This is a genomic window from Pseudarthrobacter sp. NIBRBAC000502772 (assembly GCF_006517235.1).
GTDB lineage: Bacteria > Actinomycetota > Actinomycetes > Actinomycetales > Micrococcaceae > Arthrobacter.
Genome location: NZ_CP041188.1, coordinates 2986180 through 3001261 on the forward strand (window position 1 = coordinate 2986180; position 15082 = coordinate 3001261).

The following is a 15082-nucleotide window of genomic DNA, read 5'->3' on the forward strand; positions in this document are numbered from 1 at the left end:
TGAATGAAGGGCCAAAAAGTGCGCCGGGGCGCGTGCGCGCCCGAAGGCAATGCTGATATTCGCCGAGGGCGTATCCACCGGCTGGCGTTCAGGTGCGCCCCGTAGACTGGGAACATGCGATCCCTACCCTCCGTTTCCCCGCTCAGAGCCGTTCTTTGGGATATGGACGGCACTATTGTGGACACTGAACGCTACTGGATTGCCGCGGAGCACGCCCTTGTGGAAGCGCATGGCGGCACCTGGTCACACGGGCAGGCCATGCAGCTCGTGGGTCAGTCGCTGACGTATTCGGCCGGAATCCTGCAGGCAGCCGGTGTCCGGCTGGAGCGCCGGGAGATCATCGACACCCTGACCTCTGAGGTCATCAGGAGCGTCCGGCACTCTGTTCCCTGGCGTCCCGGGGCGCGGGAACTGCTGGATGACCTGCACGTCGCCGGAGTACGATGCGCGCTGGTGACCATGTCGGAGGAGCCGTTGGCCCGCGAAATTGTCGCGAGCCTGCCCAAGCCTTACTTCGAATTCCTGGTCACGGGGGACACCGTCACCCAGGGCAAGCCGCACCCGGAAGCATACCTGAAGGCAGTGGAGCTGCTTCAGGAAGCGGACCCGGACCTGACCGTGGATCACTGCGTCGCCCTGGAGGACTCCGCGCCGGGAGTGGCTGCTGCTGTGGCCTCGGGCGTCGCCACCGTCGCCATTCCGCACATTGTCCCGATCCCCGACGATCCCAGGCACACCACCTGGGAATCCTTGGCCGGCCGCACCGTTTCCGAGCTGGAGGCCATCGCCGCGGGCAGCCTGGCCGCCGCGGCGGCTGGATCTGCAATGCTCGTGACGGGGAGCCCGTCATGAGTTCCGCGCCCGCCCCCGCCCGCCGCGAAGGAATACCGCTCGGCAGGATCGCCGGAATCCCGGTCATTCTGGCCTACTCGTGGTTTGTGATCGCCGCCTTTACCGTCATTGTCTACGGGCCCCTTCTCTTGGAGCAGAATCCGGTGTTGGGCATTTCCGCTTACTACATGGCGTTCGCGTACGCCCTGCTGCTCCTGATCTCAGTCCTGGTCCACGAACTGGCGCACGCCCTCACAGCCAAGATCTACGGCTGGCCCACGCAGAAGATCGTGCTGAATCTCTGGGGCGGCCACACCCAGTTTGAGAATTTCACGGCGACGCCGGCGCGCTCGGTCATCGTGGCTCTGGCAGGGCCGGCTGCCAACCTGGTCCTCGCCGGCGGCGCCTGGGTGGTCCTGTCCACCACCAGCATGGGCACCGTGGCCGAAATACTCACGAACATCTTTATGTGGGCCAACTTCGTCATCGGCATCTTCAATGTTCTGCCCGGACTCCCGCTGGACGGGGGCAGGATCGTTGAGTCGGCCGTCTGGAAAGCAACCGGGAGCCAGGCCAAAGGCACCGTCGCCGCCGGCTGGGCCGGCCGCGTCATCGTGGTGGCGCTGGGCTTCTGGTTCATTGCCCGGCCGCTGCTGGCCGGTGAGACACCAGATATCAGCCTCCTGATGATCACCGTCCTCGTTGGCGGCTTCCTCTGGATGGGTGCCAGCGCCGCAATCCAGCAGGGCACCCTGCGCGGAAGGATGCATCTGGTCAGCGCCGCTGCCCTGGCGGCTCCCGCCGTCGGAATTCCAGCCACCGCGGTGGTGGCGGACATCCGCAGGCTGTCACCGGGCGGTTCACGCGCCGTTGTGGTCTGCGGGCCGGATGGACGCCCGCAGGGTGTTGTGGATCCCGGTGCCCTCGCCGCGGTTCCTGACTACGCCGCCGGCTCCACGCCTGCCACGGCAGTGTCCTATGCCCTCGCGGCGGGAGCCTACGTACCTGAGTCGTCCCAGGGGCAGGAACTGATCCAGTACCTTTCCCAGCTGGACGGTCACGAATATGCCGTGGTGGACCATCACGGCACGGTCACCGGCCTTCTGGCGCAGAACGTGGTGGTGGCCGCCATCACCGGCAAGGCTGACCCGTCAAATAGGCATCCTCAGGGTCAAAGCCGGTAGAGTTACGTGCCGGCCGTGCATTGCCGCCGCGTGGCCGCCCGGAGGCCAGCGCCACACCCGGCGGACCTATTTCGATGCGTGGCCCCACAGTTTTACAGGAGCGAGGAAAATCCATGAGCAGTGAAACTGCCGCCGAAGCCGCAGCACCAACCACCACCGGTGTTGCCGCCAATGGCACCCAGCCGGTGGGAGCTGCCCGCCGCCGCGGGCCTTTCCGCGAAGGCGAACGGGTCCAGCTGACCGACGAGCGCGGCCGCATGAACACGATCTCTCTTGAAAGCGGCGGCGCCTTCCACACGCACCGCGGCTTCCTGAACCACGACGAGATCATCGGAAAAGCAGATGGCTCAGTCGTCGTGAACAACGTCGGCCAGCAGTACCAGACGCTGCGCCCGCTCCTCTCGGACTTTGTCCTTTCCATGCCGCGTGGCGCCGCAGTGGTCTACCCGAAGGACGCCGGCCAGATCGTCACCATGGCCGATATCTTCCCCGGCGCCAGGGTTGTTGAAGCCGGCGTTGGCTCCGGAGCGTTGTCCATCTCGCTGCTCCGGGCCGTTGGCGACAACGGCTACCTCCACTCCTTCGAGCGCCGTGAGGAATTTGCGGACATCGCCCGCGGGAATGTAGAAACCATCTTTGGCGGCCCGCACCCGGCGTGGAGGATCTCCCTTGGCGACTTCCAGGAGGAAGTAGTCCGCAGCGAGGCACCCGGATCCGTGGACCGTGTCGTGCTGGACATGCTGGCTCCCTGGGAGTGCCTTGATGCCGTCGCCACTGTCCTCGCTCCCGGCGGCGTCTGGATCAACTACGTTGCCACGGTCACCCAGCTCTCCCGGACCGCGGAGGCCATCAGGGCTGATGGCCGCTTCACCGAACCCGACGCCTGGGAGTCCATGGTCCGCGGGTGGCACCTTGAGGGCCTGGCTGTCCGCCCGGACCACCGCATGGTGGCCCACACCGGCTTCCTGCTGGTCACCCGCCGGCTTGCCGACGGCGTCACCGGCATCTCCGTCAAGCGCCGTCCCTCCAAGACTGGCTTCAACGAAGAAGACGTCAACGCCTGGACACCCGGTGCCGTCGGCGAACGCCTCGTCTCGGACAAGAAGCTGCGCCGGGCCGCGCGCGATGCCATTGCCGGAACCAACGTCAAGGACGAACCGGAGATCACGAACTAGTCCACATTTCGGGAGTCTCCAGCAGTACCTGCCAACTTGGGGCTAAGGTCTTAAGAAGAAGAGCAGGAAGGGGCTGATGCACCATGGAGACGCCGAATCAGGACTCCGGACGTACACCGGCGGAGCAGTCGGCCGCCAACGAACTGACGGCTGCGGAGCGGCAGGCCAATGTCCTCCGCGACAAGCTCAGGCACATTGACCGCCAGCTTGCGGCCGCCACGCAGAACAACGCGAAGCTGGTCAGCATGCTGGAAGCGGCCAAGGCCGAGATTCTGCGGCTGAAAAATGCCCTGGACCAGGAGGGCCAGCCCCCGTACAGCTTCGGCACCGTCCTGCAGCTCAATCCCAGGCGGCTGCCGTCAGCGGGCAATAGCGGCCAGGCTGCCACCGAAGAATCGGTGGACATTTTCAACGCCGGCCGGAAGATGCGGGTGGGCATCAGCCCCCTGGTCAACATCAGCCAACTGGCAGTCGGCCAGGAGGTCCTCCTCAACGAGGCATTGCTGGTTGTTGCCGGCCTCGGCTATGAACGCGCCGGTGAACTCGCCACCCTCAAGGAAATGCTCGGAACGGACCGCGCACTGGTGGTGGGGCGGGCGGACGAGGAGCGTGTCATCAGGCTCTCCGGAGCCCTGCTCACCGAAAAGCTCAGGGTGGGGGACGCACTGTCCATCGACTCGCGCACCGGTTACGCCCTCGAAAAAGTGCCCCGCTCCGAAGTGGAGAACCTGGTCCTCGAAGAAGTCCCCGACATCACCTACGAGGACATCGGCGGCCTCGGTCCGCAGATCGAGCAGATCCGCGACGCGGTGGAACTGCCGTTCCTGCACCCGGACCTCTACCGCGAGCACGGGCTGAAAGCCCCGAAGGGCATCCTGCTGTACGGTCCGCCAGGGTGCGGCAAGACCCTGATTGCGAAGGCTGTTGCCAACTCCCTCGCCGCCCGTGCCGCGGAACGGTCCGGCAATGTGGACCTGAAGAGCTATTTCCTCAACATCAAGGGTCCGGAGCTTCTGGACAAGTACGTGGGCGAGACAGAGCGCCACATCCGCCTGATTTTCTCCCGGGCCCGCGAGAAGGCCTCGGACGGCAGCCCCGTAGTGGTCTTCTTTGACGAAATGGATTCGCTGTTCCGTACACGTGGAACCGGGATCTCCTCCGACGTCGAGACCACCATCGTCCCGCAGCTGCTGAGTGAGATCGACGGCGTGGAGCGGCTGGACAACGTCATTGTGATCGGTGCATCCAACCGCGAGGACATGATCGACCCCGCCATCCTCCGCCCCGGTCGGCTGGACGTGAAAGTCAAAATCCAGCGCCCCGACGCAGAGGCCGCGGCCGATATCTTCAACAAATACATCACGACGGACCTGCCGTTCCACGAGTCCGACCTCGCCGAACACGACGGCGACGTCCAGGCGACAGTGGACGCCATGGTCCAGCGGACGGTTGAAGCCATGTACTCCACGGAGAAGTCCAACGAGTACCTGGAAGTCACCTACGCCAACGGCGATACGGAAATGCTCTATTTCAAGGACTTCAATTCAGGCGCCGTAGTCCAGAACGTTGTGGACCGGGCCAAGAAGTACGCCATCAAGGATCTGCTGACACTGCACCAGAAGGGTCTTCGGATCGAGCACCTGCTGCGTGCCGTGGTGGATGAATTCCGCGAGCACGAGGACATGCCCAACACCACCAACCCGGACGACTGGGCGCGGATCTCAGGCAAGAAGGGCGAACGGATCACCTACATCCGCACCATCGTGCAGGGTAAGGCAGGCCAGGAGCCCGGCAAGTCCATCGAAACGATGCCGAACACGGGACAGTACCTGTGACGGCAGCCCCGGAACGCGCCGGCGGGGGAGGGCTCCCGGCCGGCGGGGCCATGCGTGTCATGGGGGCGGAAACGGAATACGGCATCCACGCCCCGTCCGCGCCCGGAGCAAACGCCACCATGATGTCCGCCCGCGTTGTCCAGGCTTATGCCCAGGTGACGCGGCAAAGGGCGGCCGGAGGGGCAGAGACCCGGTGGGATTACACGGACGAGGAGCCCCTCCACGACGCCCGTGGCTGGACCCTCGAAAGGGCCTCGGCCCACCCCAGCCAGCTGACAGACCAGCCGCCGGTACTCGACGCCGAAGCGGTGGCGCTTGCCTACGGCCGCGAGGAATTGGAACTGGACGGCGAGGACGAGTCCGGCAGCCTCCTGATGAACATGGTCCTGGGCAACGGAGCCCGCCTGTACGTGGATCATGCCCATCCGGAGTACTCCAGTGCCGAGGTGACCAACCCCCGCGATGCGGTGATCTGGGATGCAGCCGGGGACCTCGTCGCGCTGGCGGCCGTCCGCCGCCTGGCCGCGGATCCCGAGCTCCCTCCGGTCAACCTGTACAAAAACAATACGGACAACAAATCCGTCTCCTACGGCTCCCACGAGAACTACCTCATGCCACGCTCGGTACCCTTCGGGGACATCGTGCGGGGGCTGACGCCGTTCTTCGTCACGCGGCAGATCATCTGCGGCGCCGGGCGGGTGGGCCTGGGGCAGGACAGCTCCACGCCCGGGTACCAGATCAGCCAGCGCGCAGACTTCTTCGAGGCGGAGGTGGGCCTGGAAACCACCATCCGGCGTCCCATCATCAACACCCGGGATGAGCCGCACGCCACCGCCGACAAATACCGGCGCCTGCATGTGATCATCGGGGACGCCAACCTGAGCCAATCCTCGAACTACCTCAAGTTCGGCACCACTGCCATGGTCCTGAGCCTGATCGAGGCCGGGCTGGCGCCCAAGGTGGAGGTCCACGAACCCGTCGCAGCCCTCCAGGCAGTCAGCCACGACACGTCGCTGACAGCCAAACTCAGGCTGCTGGACGGGCGCCGCGTGACGGCCCTCGACCTGCAATGGATCTACCACGAGGCGGCGGCCAAGCTGGCGCAGGACACCGGCGTAGCCGATGCCGTGGACGGGGACGGCCATACACATCAGGTGCTGGAGCGCTGGGCTGCCACGTTGACCCAGCTCGATTCCGACAGGAACGCGGCGGCCACCTCCGTGGAGTGGTTGGCCAAGCTCTCCCTCCTCGAGGGTTACCGGAACCGCGACAACCTTGCCTGGGGTGACGCGCGGCTCGGCCTCGTGGACCTCCAGTGGGCAGACATCAGGCCGGAGAAGGGACTGTACTACCGGTTCCTGGCACGGAACCGCATGCAGCGGATCGTCGACGACGGAGCCATCGCCGCAGCGATGACCGAACCGCCGTCGGACACGCGTGCCTTCTTCCGCGGACGGTGCATCAGCAGCTTTGGCAAAGACGTGGTGGGGGCCAGCTGGGACTCGGTCATCTTCGATGTTCCGGGCTACGGCCGGCTTCAGCGCGTGCCAACCAGGGAACCCCTGCGCGGCACCAAGGCCCTCACGGGAGGGCTCTTTGCCCGCCACCGGACGGCCGGTCCGTTCCTCGCCGAACTTTTGGGGCATAACACCGCTCCGCCTGCGGCGTAAACCGCGCCGTCGGGCGGACAGCGTGGCAATATGGGCGTATCAGCAGATCCGCCCGGATCCGAGGATTTCAGAGGAGAGATCACCATGGCAGGCCAGGAGCAGCAGAAGCCACAATCACACGACAGCCAGGTCGAGGACGAGATCCCGGAGGCGCCTCCGGCAGCCCCGGAAGCCCAGGCATCGGCCGCCACCCAGGGCGTCGACGACCTCCTGGATGAAATCGACGGCGTCCTGGAATCCAACGCCGAGGAGTTCGTCCGCGCCTTCGTCCAAAAGGGCGGCCAGTAACCCGGATCCGGATGGGTGGCGGAAGCCGCGTCCGGCCGGAATCTGTACCGCCGTTGAAGGACCACGTACAAGGAGTGCATCAGTGCAGGAAACAACCGCCAACCAGGTAGCCGGCAACGCGACATCCTCATTCACCGAGCATCTGCAGCGCGACCGGCCGGACCTGCTTCCGTACAACCGTGCCATGCCTGCTGCAGCGGCGGCGACAGCTCCGCTGCAGGTACCCCATGCCACCACGATCGTGGCGATGAGCTATGGCGGCGGTGTCCTGATGGCCGGGGACCGGCGGGCCACCATGGGCAACGTCATTGCCAGCCGGCACATCGAAAAGGTGTTCCCGGCCGACAGGTATTCGGTGCTGGGGATCGCCGGCACGGCCGGCATCGCGATTGACCTGACGCGGCTCTTCCAGGTGGAGCTGGAGCACTACGAAAAGATCGAGGGCACCCTGCTGAGCCTCGACGGCAAAGCCAACCGGTTGGGGGCCATGATCCGCGGGAACCTGCCGATGGCCCTGCAGGGACTCGCCGTCGTGCCGCTGTTCGCCGGCTTCGACACAACTGCCGGCGTGGGCCGGCTCTTCTCCTACGACGTCACCGGCGGCAGGTACGAGGAACGCGAGCACCACACGGTCGGCTCCGGTTCCGTTTTTGCCCGCGGCGCGCTGAAGAAGCTCTGGCGGCCCAACCTGGCCGAAGCCGAGGCAGTCTCCGTGGCGGTCGAGTCCCTTTACGACGCGGCCGACGACGACTCCGCCACAGGTGGTCCGGATCCGGTCCGTCAATTGTGGCCGGTGGTGTACACCGTGAACAGGGATGGCGCGCGGCGGATCCCCGAATCCGAGCTCGCCGCTGTGGCGGGCAGGATTATCGAAGCCAGGTCCGCCGAACGGCGGGAGGCCTAAGATGACGCAGCAGTTCTATGTCTCGCCTGAACAACTGATGAAGGACCGTGCGGACTTCGCACGGAAAGGCATCGCCCGCGGCAGGTCCGTGGTGGTCATCAGCTGCCAGGACGGTATTGCCTTGGTCGCTGAGAACCCCTCACCCTCACTGCATAAGATCGGCGAGATCTACGACAAAATCGCGTTTGCTGCCGTCGGCAAATACAACGAATTCGAAAGCCTGCGCCAGGCCGGAGTGCGGTACGCCGATGTCCGTGGTTACTCCTACGACCGCGAGGACGTCACCGCACGCGGGCTCGCGAGTGTCTACGCGCAGAGCCTCGGTGCCGTCTTCACCGCAGAACAGAAACCCTTCGAAGTGGAACTGGCCGTCGCCGAGGTTGGCCCCACGCCGGAACTGGACCACCTCTACCGGCTCACCTTCGACGGGTCCATCGCCGACGAGCACGGATTCATCGTGATGGGCGGCCAGGCGGAGCGTGTCTCGGCGGTCATCGCCGAGGGCTGGCGACCGTCGCTGCGTTTCGCAGGTGCTGTCCGCCTGGCTACCCGCGGCCTGTCCAGCGGCCCAGACCCGGCCGCTGAACAGGGCGAAGCGGGAGGAACCCTTCCCGCCAAGGCCGTGGAGGTTGCCGTGCTGGATAGGCAGTCGGAGACCTCCCGGGGTTTCCGCAGAGCCTTCCGGCGGCTCAACGATTCTGATATCACGGCGCTGCTTGCTGAGGAGGACTGAGATGGACAAGAGAATCTTCGGTATCGAGACTGAGTTCGGAATCTCGTATTCGAGCCCCGATTCCAGGCCGTTGGCCCCGGAAGAAGTGGCCCGGTACCTGTTCCGCAAGGTGGTCAGCTGGGGTCGGTCATCCAACGTGTTCCTGACCAACGGCTCCCGGTTGTACCTCGACGTCGGCTCACACCCTGAGTACGCCACGGCCGAATGTGACGACCTGGCCCAGCTCATCGCGCACGACCGCGCGGGTGAGCTGATTCTGGACGACCTCGTTGACGAGGCACAGGCAAGGCTGGCCGCGGAAGGATTCAACGGCACGGTCTACCTGTTCAAGAACAACACGGATTCGGCCGGTAACTCCTACGGCAGCCATGAAAACTACCTCATCCCGCGCCGCGGCGAATTCTCCCGGCTCGCGGAGATCCTGATCCCGTTCCTGGTGACCCGCCAGCTGATCGCCGGCGCAGGGAAAATCCTGAAGACTCCGCACGGGGCCACGTACGCGTTTTCCCAGCGGGCAGACCACATCTGGGAGGGCGTCTCGTCGGCAACCACGCGGTCACGGCCCATCATCAACACCCGCGATGAACCGCACGCCGACGCCGAATTCTTCCGCCGGCTCCATGTCATTGTGGGCGACTCCAACATGTCCGAAACCACGGCCCTGCTCAAGGTCGGCACCGTGGACCTCATCCTGCGCATGATTGAGGCGGGAGTGATCATGCGCGACATGAGGATGGAAAACCCCATCCGCAGCATCCGCGAGATTTCCCACGACCTCAGTGGAAGGGCGCTGGTCCGTCTGGCCAACGGCCGCCAGCTCACGGCCCTGGAGATCCAGCAGGAGTACCTCACCAAGGTCACGGCCTTTGTTCAGGAGCAAGGGGCCCACAATCCCCACGTACCGTTCATCCTTGATCTTTGGCAACGGACCCTGAACGCCATCGAGAGCGGTGACACCAGCACCATCGACACGGAAATCGACTGGGCCATCAAGAAAAAACTGATGGACAACTACCGGCGGCGGCACGGCCTGGGCCTGGACGCGCCCAGGATTGCCCAGCTGGATCTTACGTACCATGACATTTCGCGGAGCCGCGGGCTGTACTACATCCTGCAGTCCCGGGGTGCGGTTCGGCGGGTTGTGGACGATACCGTGATCAAAGACGCCGTGGACGTGCCGCCGCAATCCACGCGGGCCAAGCTGAGGGGCGATTTCGTCCGACGCGCCCAGGAACTGGGCAGGGATTACACGGTTGATTGGGTGCACCTGAAGCTGAACGACCGCGCGCACCAGACCATCCTGTGCAAGGATCCCTTCCGAAGCGTCGATGAGAGGGTGGATGCCCTGCTGGGCTCTATGGGCTGACGTTCAGGTTCACGGGCTATCCTTGATGGGGCCGTTCCTTGGCCTTGCAGCGGTGCCGGGCGCCTGATTCCGGTTCCGCGTCCACCCTGCCCCGACGAAAGTTCTCTTACGTGCGCCGACTCCTAGCAATCCTGATCCCCGGCCTGCTGCTGCTTACCGCTTGTGGCGGTTCGCCCGCAGCACCGGAACCCACCAGCCAGTCTGCCGGTGACACTGCCAAGTTCGACTCCCTGAAACTGACGGACCACGGGGACAAGAAGGCTCCCGGTGTCGAGTTCTCCAAGCCCCTCGAAGTCACCGAACCCACCATCAAGGTGGTCGCCGAAGGTGACGGTGACCGGGTCAAAGATAACCAGATCGCAAACATCTCCATCCTCGCGCTCAGTGGTGCGGACGGATCCACGCTGGAGGACACCTTCCCCGGCGAGCCCGAACCACTGCAGCTGAACGAGGAACTGAAGACCGGAAGCCCGGTTATCTACAGCGCGTTTGTTGGCTCCAAAGTCGGCTCGAGCCTTGCCCTGGCCATCCCGGGCCAGGCCGCAACCGCTGAAGGCGCCCCCGCCCAGCCAACGCAGCTTCTCCTGATCAAGGTGCTCTCCACCAAGGACGCACCGCAGACCGTCGCTCCGCTCGCAAAGCCCGAAGGCGAGACTGTCACCCCGCCGGCCGGCCTGCCGACCGTGAAGGACAACGACCAGGGCGTGCCGGAGATCTCCGTTGACGGAATCGCCGCGCCCACAGCACTCGTGTCCCAGGACCTGATCAAGGGCACCGGCGCGGAGGTTAAGGAAACCGACACGTTGACCGTCAACTATGTTGGCGTAAACCTCGTGGGCGGCACTAAATTTGATTCAAGCTTTGACCGCGGCGAGCCGGCCAGCTTCCCGTTGACCGGCGTCATTCCGGGCTGGACCCAGGGACTGGCGGGAAAGACGGTGGGCTCCCGGGTCCTCCTGGTGGTCCCCAAGGACCTCGCGTACGGTGATGCCGGCCAGGGCGAAGCCAAGGGTGACCTTGTCTTCGTTGTGGACATCCTCGGCGTCAAGTAAACAGCAACACATCACCCACCCAAATAATCAAAGGAGCAACCATGTCATTTGGTCAGCGCGATTTCGACCGCCAGAAGCCTGAAATTGACTTCCCGCAAGGCGATGTCCCCACCGAACTGGTTATCACCGACCTCATCGAGGGTGACGGTGCCGAGGCCAAAAAGGGCGACACCGTCTCCACCCACTACGTCGGTGTGGCCTGGTCCACCGGCGAAGAGTTCGACGCTTCCTGGGGCCGCGGCGCCCCGCTGGACTTCCGTGTGGGCGTGGGCCAGGTCATCCAGGGCTGGGACCAGGGCTTGCTGGGGATGAAGGTGGGCGGCCGCCGTCGCCTGGAGATTCCTTCCGAACTGGCGTACGGCTCCCGCGGGGCCGGCGGAGCCATTGGCCCCAACGAAGCGCTGATCTTCGTGGTGGACCTCGTGGGCGTCCGCTGACCGAAGCATCGTAACGCCGGAAGGCGCGGTAACAATCAGGGTTTTGTTTTCCTGTTGGTTGCCGCGCTTTCTGCTTTCCGCGGAGGAGTTTAGTAACGTAGCCAGCGTGTCCGTCTCCCGTACTGAACGCCTGCTGAACCTCCTGATAGCCCTGCTGAACACCAAATACGGCCTGCGCCGGGCAGAGTTGCGGGCGAAGGTCTACCATGACACGTCCGGCAACGACGTGGCCTTCGGCAGGATGTTTGAGCGGGACAAGAATGACCTCCGGCAGTTCGGCTTCGATGTGGAAACCGTCACGGACCTCGGCTGGAGCGAAGATGATCCGGCCACCACCCGCTACCGCATCGGCAAGGAATCGAACCGCCTGCCTGATGTCCAGCTCAGCCCGGGGGAGTGGACCGTCCTCCTCCTGGCGTCCCAGTTGTGGGAGCGTGCCGCCCTGGGAACCGCCGCTGCCAGCGCCCTCCGCAAGCTCCAGGCCTCCGGCACCGTGTCCGACGTCGAACTTCCGGTTGGTGTTCAGCCGCGGATCCGGCCGGCGGGCCAGGCCTTTGATGATGTGGTGGCTGCCATGCACGCCCAGCACCCCGTCAGCTTTCCCTACCTGGCAGGCACCACCGGCAAGGAAGAGCAACGGACGGTGGAGCCGTGGGGCCTCGGCAGCCGCTTCGGCCAGTGGTATCTGACCGGCTACGACCGCTCGCGCAAGGCACCGCGCCACTTCCGGCTCTCCCGGTTCACGGGCCCCGTCACGGTGCTGGAGAAGGAAACCTACCCGGCGCCGCCGAACTTCAATGTCCGCGCAGAACTGGACCGGCTTCCGGAGCTCCCGCTCCGGACCGCCGTCGTGGACGTCCGGGAGGGCCGCCTCCTTGGCCTGCGCCGGCGCGCCACGCCGGTTGCCGAGGGGAGTGCCGGAACGCCCGACGCCGGCTACGAACGGCTGCAGGTCAACTTCAGGGACGCTGAGGTGCTGGCCGAGGAGCTCGCATCCTATGGCCCGGACGCTGTGGCACATGCTCCCGACGAGCTGGTGGCAGCCGTGCGGCACCGGCTGCGCAACGCTGCCACCTTCTGCGCCGCTCCCAGCCCTGCCTATCTGTTTGCGGACGCACCGCGGGGCCGCACCGTCCGGAAACGCACGTCTGAGGACCAGCTCAAGCGCATGCTGCAGCTGGTGCCGTTCCTGGTCCACAACCAGGGCCTGCATATCCAGGACGTCGCAGCCCGCTTCGGTGTCACGCCCGCGGAGCTGGAAAGCGACCTGCGGATCCTCATCTGCTCCGGCCTTCCCGGGGGATACCCTGACGACCTCCTGGACATCCATTGGGAGGAAGGCCACGTTTACATCACCCAGGACCTGGATCTCAAGAGGCCGGTCCGGTTTACGGTGGACGAGGCCTGCGCGCTGCTGACCGGGCTCGAGACGCTCAACGGGCTTCCCGAACTTGCCGAAGGAGGTGCCCTGGAGTCGGTGACCCTCAAACTGATGGCAGCGGCCGGCGAAGAAGGGCTGCGGGCCGGTTCGCTTGCCGGTCCGGAGGTGGGCCCGTCGGATGCGGCCGTCCTTGACGTTGTCCGTGGTGCAATCCAGGAGCGGTCGCAGCTACGGCTCGTGTACTTCTCCGCCCAGCGCGACCAGGTCTCCGTACGGGACGTGGATCCGCTCCGCCTGTATTCCCTGGACAACACCTGGTACTTCGAGGCCTACTGCCATTCCGCCCAGGGGCTGCGGAACTTCAGGCTGGACCGGGTGCAGGAGGTCCACCCGAACGGAAATCCCGCCTCCACGGAGGTCCGGGCCGGGGAAAGCTTCCCGGCCAAGCTGTTCACGCCCAACGACGACGACACCACGGTCCTCGTACAGCTCACCAGGCAGGGCGCCGGCTTGGCGGACGATTATTACGCCGAACGTGTGGCACCCCTTGCCGACGGCGGCCTCGTAGCCGAGATCCGGTTCGGCAGCACTGCCTGGCTTCCCATGTTCGTGGCCCAGCACGGCGGGGCCGCCCGGATCCTCGAACCTTCCGAGCTGGGGGCGGCAGCGCTGGACTGGATCGAGGCGGCCCTGGCCGGGTACGGCGGTTAGACTCGTCAGCATGCCTTGGTGGTCCTGGATCCTGATCTGGATTGCGCTTATTGCGCTCTCCCTGCTCTTTTATGTCCTCCTGGGCATCCGGCTGTACCGCCAGTTCCTGGCGGTAATGAAGGACCTGGGCGCCGCCGGAGCTAAAGTGGCACACCTGGCGCCGGCAGCGGCCACCGTCGATGACGGCTCCCAGCCGGCAGGGTCAGCTCCGCCCGGTGCGGCTGTTTTTGCCTCACCGGCCCAGATGCGTCATGATTACGACGCATCCAAGTCATCCCGCCGGGAGGGCCGCCGCCAGAGGCGCGTCCAGCGTAAGCACGATCGGGGCCAGCCCCAGTCACTTCGCGATCTCAATCTCAGTTAGACGTAGGATGTTGTTAGAGGAAAGGATTTCCCGTGGGAAGACTCTTTGATGGCCCGTGGCCAATTGTCATTATCATCGTCGTTGCGCTGCTGCTTTTCGCCGCGCCCAAACTCCCTGCCATGGCCCGCAGCCTTGGCCAGTCCATGCGGATCATCAAGTCCGAGGTCAAGGAAATGAAGAACGACGGCAAAACCGACTCCACCGACACGGCTTCCGGCCCGGTGGAAGGCAAGATCGTTAACCACCCGCCGGCGAAGCCCGGTGAGCCGACCGACGGCACTGACGTTCCGCCGTCGACCCGCGCCTAACCCGAAGTGGCACTGACGCGGGGCCGTAAGTCCAACCCTGAGGGGCGGATGGCTCTTTGGGACCACCTCAAAGAGCTCAAGAACCGGCTGATCAAATCGGCGATTGCTGTGCTGGTTGCCGGCGTGGGCGGCTGGTTCCTTTACGATCCAGTCGTGGCCAGCCTGTCGGACCCGCTGATTTCCATTGCCCGGGATACGGGGCGCACCGCGGTCCTGAACTTTGCGACCATCGCAGATCCCTTTGCCTTCAAGATCCAGATTGCCATCCAGATAGGGCTGGTTATCTCCAGCCCTGTCTGGATCTATCAGGTGTGGGCTTTTATCACCCCGGGCCTGACCAAGAAGGAACGCGGCTACACGCTCGGCTTCATGGCGGCCGCTGTGCCCCTGTTCCTGGCCGGCGTGTTTGTAGCCTGGCTCGTGTTCCCCACCGTGGTCAGGGCGCTGCTACAGTTCACACCCGCCACCGGCGCCAACAACATCTCGGCCACCGACTACCTGACGTTTGCCACGCAGATGTTGCTTATCCTCGGGATTTCTTTCCTGGTCCCCGTGATCCTGGTCGGCATCAACATGGCCGGTGTGGTCAGGGGCCGGACCATCCTCAAAGCCTGGCGGATTATCGTCTTCCTGGTCTTTGTCCTGGCGGCACTGGCCGCACCAGGCACGGACGCGCTGTCCATGTTCCTGCTTGCTGCGCCGCTGCTGATTCTGTTCTTCGCGGCGATCGGGCTGTGTATCTTCAACGACAAGCGCCGTGACAAACGCGTGGCGAAACAGGCTGCTGAGACGGACGCGACAGCCGACATCGCGACGCCCGGCAACGAACTGAAGAACCTGTAG

The 15082-nt window shown here is 64.9% G+C and carries 15 protein-coding genes; all 15 read left to right on the top strand.

What is annotated here, in order from left to right; translation table 11 throughout:
• Positions 1–162 precede the first annotated feature (162 nt).
• Positions 163–852 (top strand): HAD family phosphatase, encoded by a 690-nt coding sequence (locus NIBR502772_RS13720; RefSeq protein ID WP_246848803.1) that lies wholly within the window; start codon positions 163–165, stop codon positions 850–852.
• Positions 849–2015 (top strand): site-2 protease family protein, encoded by a 1167-nt coding sequence (locus tag NIBR502772_RS13725; protein WP_141140623.1) that lies wholly within the window; start codon positions 849–851, stop codon positions 2013–2015. Before NIBR502772_RS13720 ends, NIBR502772_RS13725 begins: the two co-directional genes overlap by 4 nt.
• A gap of 113 nt (positions 2016–2128) precedes the next feature.
• The gene (locus NIBR502772_RS13730) at positions 2129–3190 is read left to right on the top strand and encodes a tRNA (adenine-N1)-methyltransferase (RefSeq protein WP_104061484.1); all 1062 of its coding nucleotides are present in this window, start codon (positions 2129–2131) and stop codon (positions 3188–3190) included.
• An 83-nt stretch (positions 3191–3273) separates the two neighbouring features.
• Positions 3274–5025: a proteasome ATPase gene (gene arc, locus NIBR502772_RS13735; RefSeq protein WP_141140624.1), complete on the top strand. Its 1752-nt coding sequence runs from the start codon at positions 3274–3276 to the stop codon at positions 5023–5025.
• Positions 5022–6695 carry a depupylase/deamidase Dop gene (gene dop / locus NIBR502772_RS13740; RefSeq protein ID WP_371706669.1) on the top strand — a complete coding sequence of 558 codons (1674 nt, stop codon included), beginning with the start codon at positions 5022–5024 and terminating at the stop codon, positions 6693–6695. Before arc ends, dop begins: the two co-directional genes overlap by 4 nt.
• Before the next feature lie 84 nt (positions 6696–6779).
• On the top strand, positions 6780–6983 hold the full coding sequence (locus tag NIBR502772_RS13745; protein ID WP_056339984.1) for a ubiquitin-like protein Pup: 204 nt from the start codon (positions 6780–6782) through the stop codon (positions 6981–6983).
• Between the two features lie 82 nt (positions 6984–7065).
• Positions 7066–7887 (top strand): proteasome subunit beta, encoded by an 822-nt coding sequence (prcB, locus tag NIBR502772_RS13750; RefSeq protein WP_104061486.1) that lies wholly within the window; start codon positions 7066–7068, stop codon positions 7885–7887.
• 1 nt (position 7888) lies between these two features.
• The gene (gene prcA / locus NIBR502772_RS13755) at positions 7889–8620 is read left to right on the top strand and encodes a proteasome subunit alpha (RefSeq protein WP_141140625.1); all 732 of its coding nucleotides are present in this window, start codon (positions 7889–7891) and stop codon (positions 8618–8620) included.
• Position 8621: 1 nt separating this feature from the next.
• The gene (gene pafA / locus NIBR502772_RS13760) at positions 8622–9986 is read left to right on the top strand and encodes a Pup--protein ligase (RefSeq protein ID WP_141140626.1); all 1365 of its coding nucleotides are present in this window, start codon (positions 8622–8624) and stop codon (positions 9984–9986) included.
• Between the two features lie 110 nt (positions 9987–10096).
• Positions 10097–11038, top strand: a complete 942-nt coding sequence (locus tag NIBR502772_RS13765; RefSeq protein WP_141140627.1) for an FKBP-type peptidyl-prolyl cis-trans isomerase — start codon at positions 10097–10099, stop codon at positions 11036–11038.
• Positions 11039–11079: 41 nt separating this feature from the next.
• Positions 11080–11475 carry an FKBP-type peptidyl-prolyl cis-trans isomerase gene (locus NIBR502772_RS13770; protein ID WP_056340002.1) on the top strand — a complete coding sequence of 132 codons (396 nt, stop codon included), beginning with the start codon at positions 11080–11082 and terminating at the stop codon, positions 11473–11475.
• 106 nt (positions 11476–11581) lie between these two features.
• Positions 11582–13567: a YafY family protein gene (locus tag NIBR502772_RS13775; protein WP_141140628.1), complete on the top strand. Its 1986-nt coding sequence runs from the start codon at positions 11582–11584 to the stop codon at positions 13565–13567.
• A gap of 10 nt (positions 13568–13577) precedes the next feature.
• Positions 13578–13931, top strand: coding sequence for a hypothetical protein (locus NIBR502772_RS13780; protein ID WP_141140629.1), 354 nt, complete (start codon positions 13578–13580; stop codon positions 13929–13931).
• A 32-nt stretch (positions 13932–13963) separates the two neighbouring features.
• Positions 13964–14239, top strand: a complete 276-nt coding sequence (gene tatA, locus NIBR502772_RS13785) for a Sec-independent protein translocase subunit TatA (protein ID WP_056340008.1) — start codon at positions 13964–13966, stop codon at positions 14237–14239.
• A gap of 48 nt (positions 14240–14287) precedes the next feature.
• The gene (gene tatC / locus NIBR502772_RS13790) at positions 14288–15082 is read left to right on the top strand and encodes a twin-arginine translocase subunit TatC (protein WP_141140630.1); all 795 of its coding nucleotides are present in this window, start codon (positions 14288–14290) and stop codon (positions 15080–15082) included.

Coding starts and splice junctions, on each gene's coding strand:
- NIBR502772_RS13720 (WP_246848803.1), top strand. CDS start 163: ATGGACGGCACTATTGTGGACACTGAACGCTACTGGATTGCCGCGGAG.
- NIBR502772_RS13725 (WP_141140623.1), top strand. CDS start 849: ATGAGTTCCGCGCCCGCCCCCGCCCGCCGCGAAGGAATACCGCTCGGC.
- NIBR502772_RS13730 (WP_104061484.1), top strand. CDS start 2,129: ATGAGCAGTGAAACTGCCGCCGAAGCCGCAGCACCAACCACCACCGGT.
- arc (WP_141140624.1), top strand. CDS start 3,274: ATGGAGACGCCGAATCAGGACTCCGGACGTACACCGGCGGAGCAGTCG.
- NIBR502772_RS13745 (WP_056339984.1), top strand. CDS start 6,780: ATGGCAGGCCAGGAGCAGCAGAAGCCACAATCACACGACAGCCAGGTC.
- prcA (WP_141140625.1), top strand. CDS start 7,889: ATGACGCAGCAGTTCTATGTCTCGCCTGAACAACTGATGAAGGACCGT.
- pafA (WP_141140626.1), top strand. CDS start 8,622: ATGGACAAGAGAATCTTCGGTATCGAGACTGAGTTCGGAATCTCGTAT.
- NIBR502772_RS13770 (WP_056340002.1), top strand. CDS start 11,080: ATGTCATTTGGTCAGCGCGATTTCGACCGCCAGAAGCCTGAAATTGAC.
- NIBR502772_RS13780 (WP_141140629.1), top strand. CDS start 13,578: ATGCCTTGGTGGTCCTGGATCCTGATCTGGATTGCGCTTATTGCGCTC.
- tatC (WP_141140630.1), top strand. CDS start 14,288: ATGGCTCTTTGGGACCACCTCAAAGAGCTCAAGAACCGGCTGATCAAA.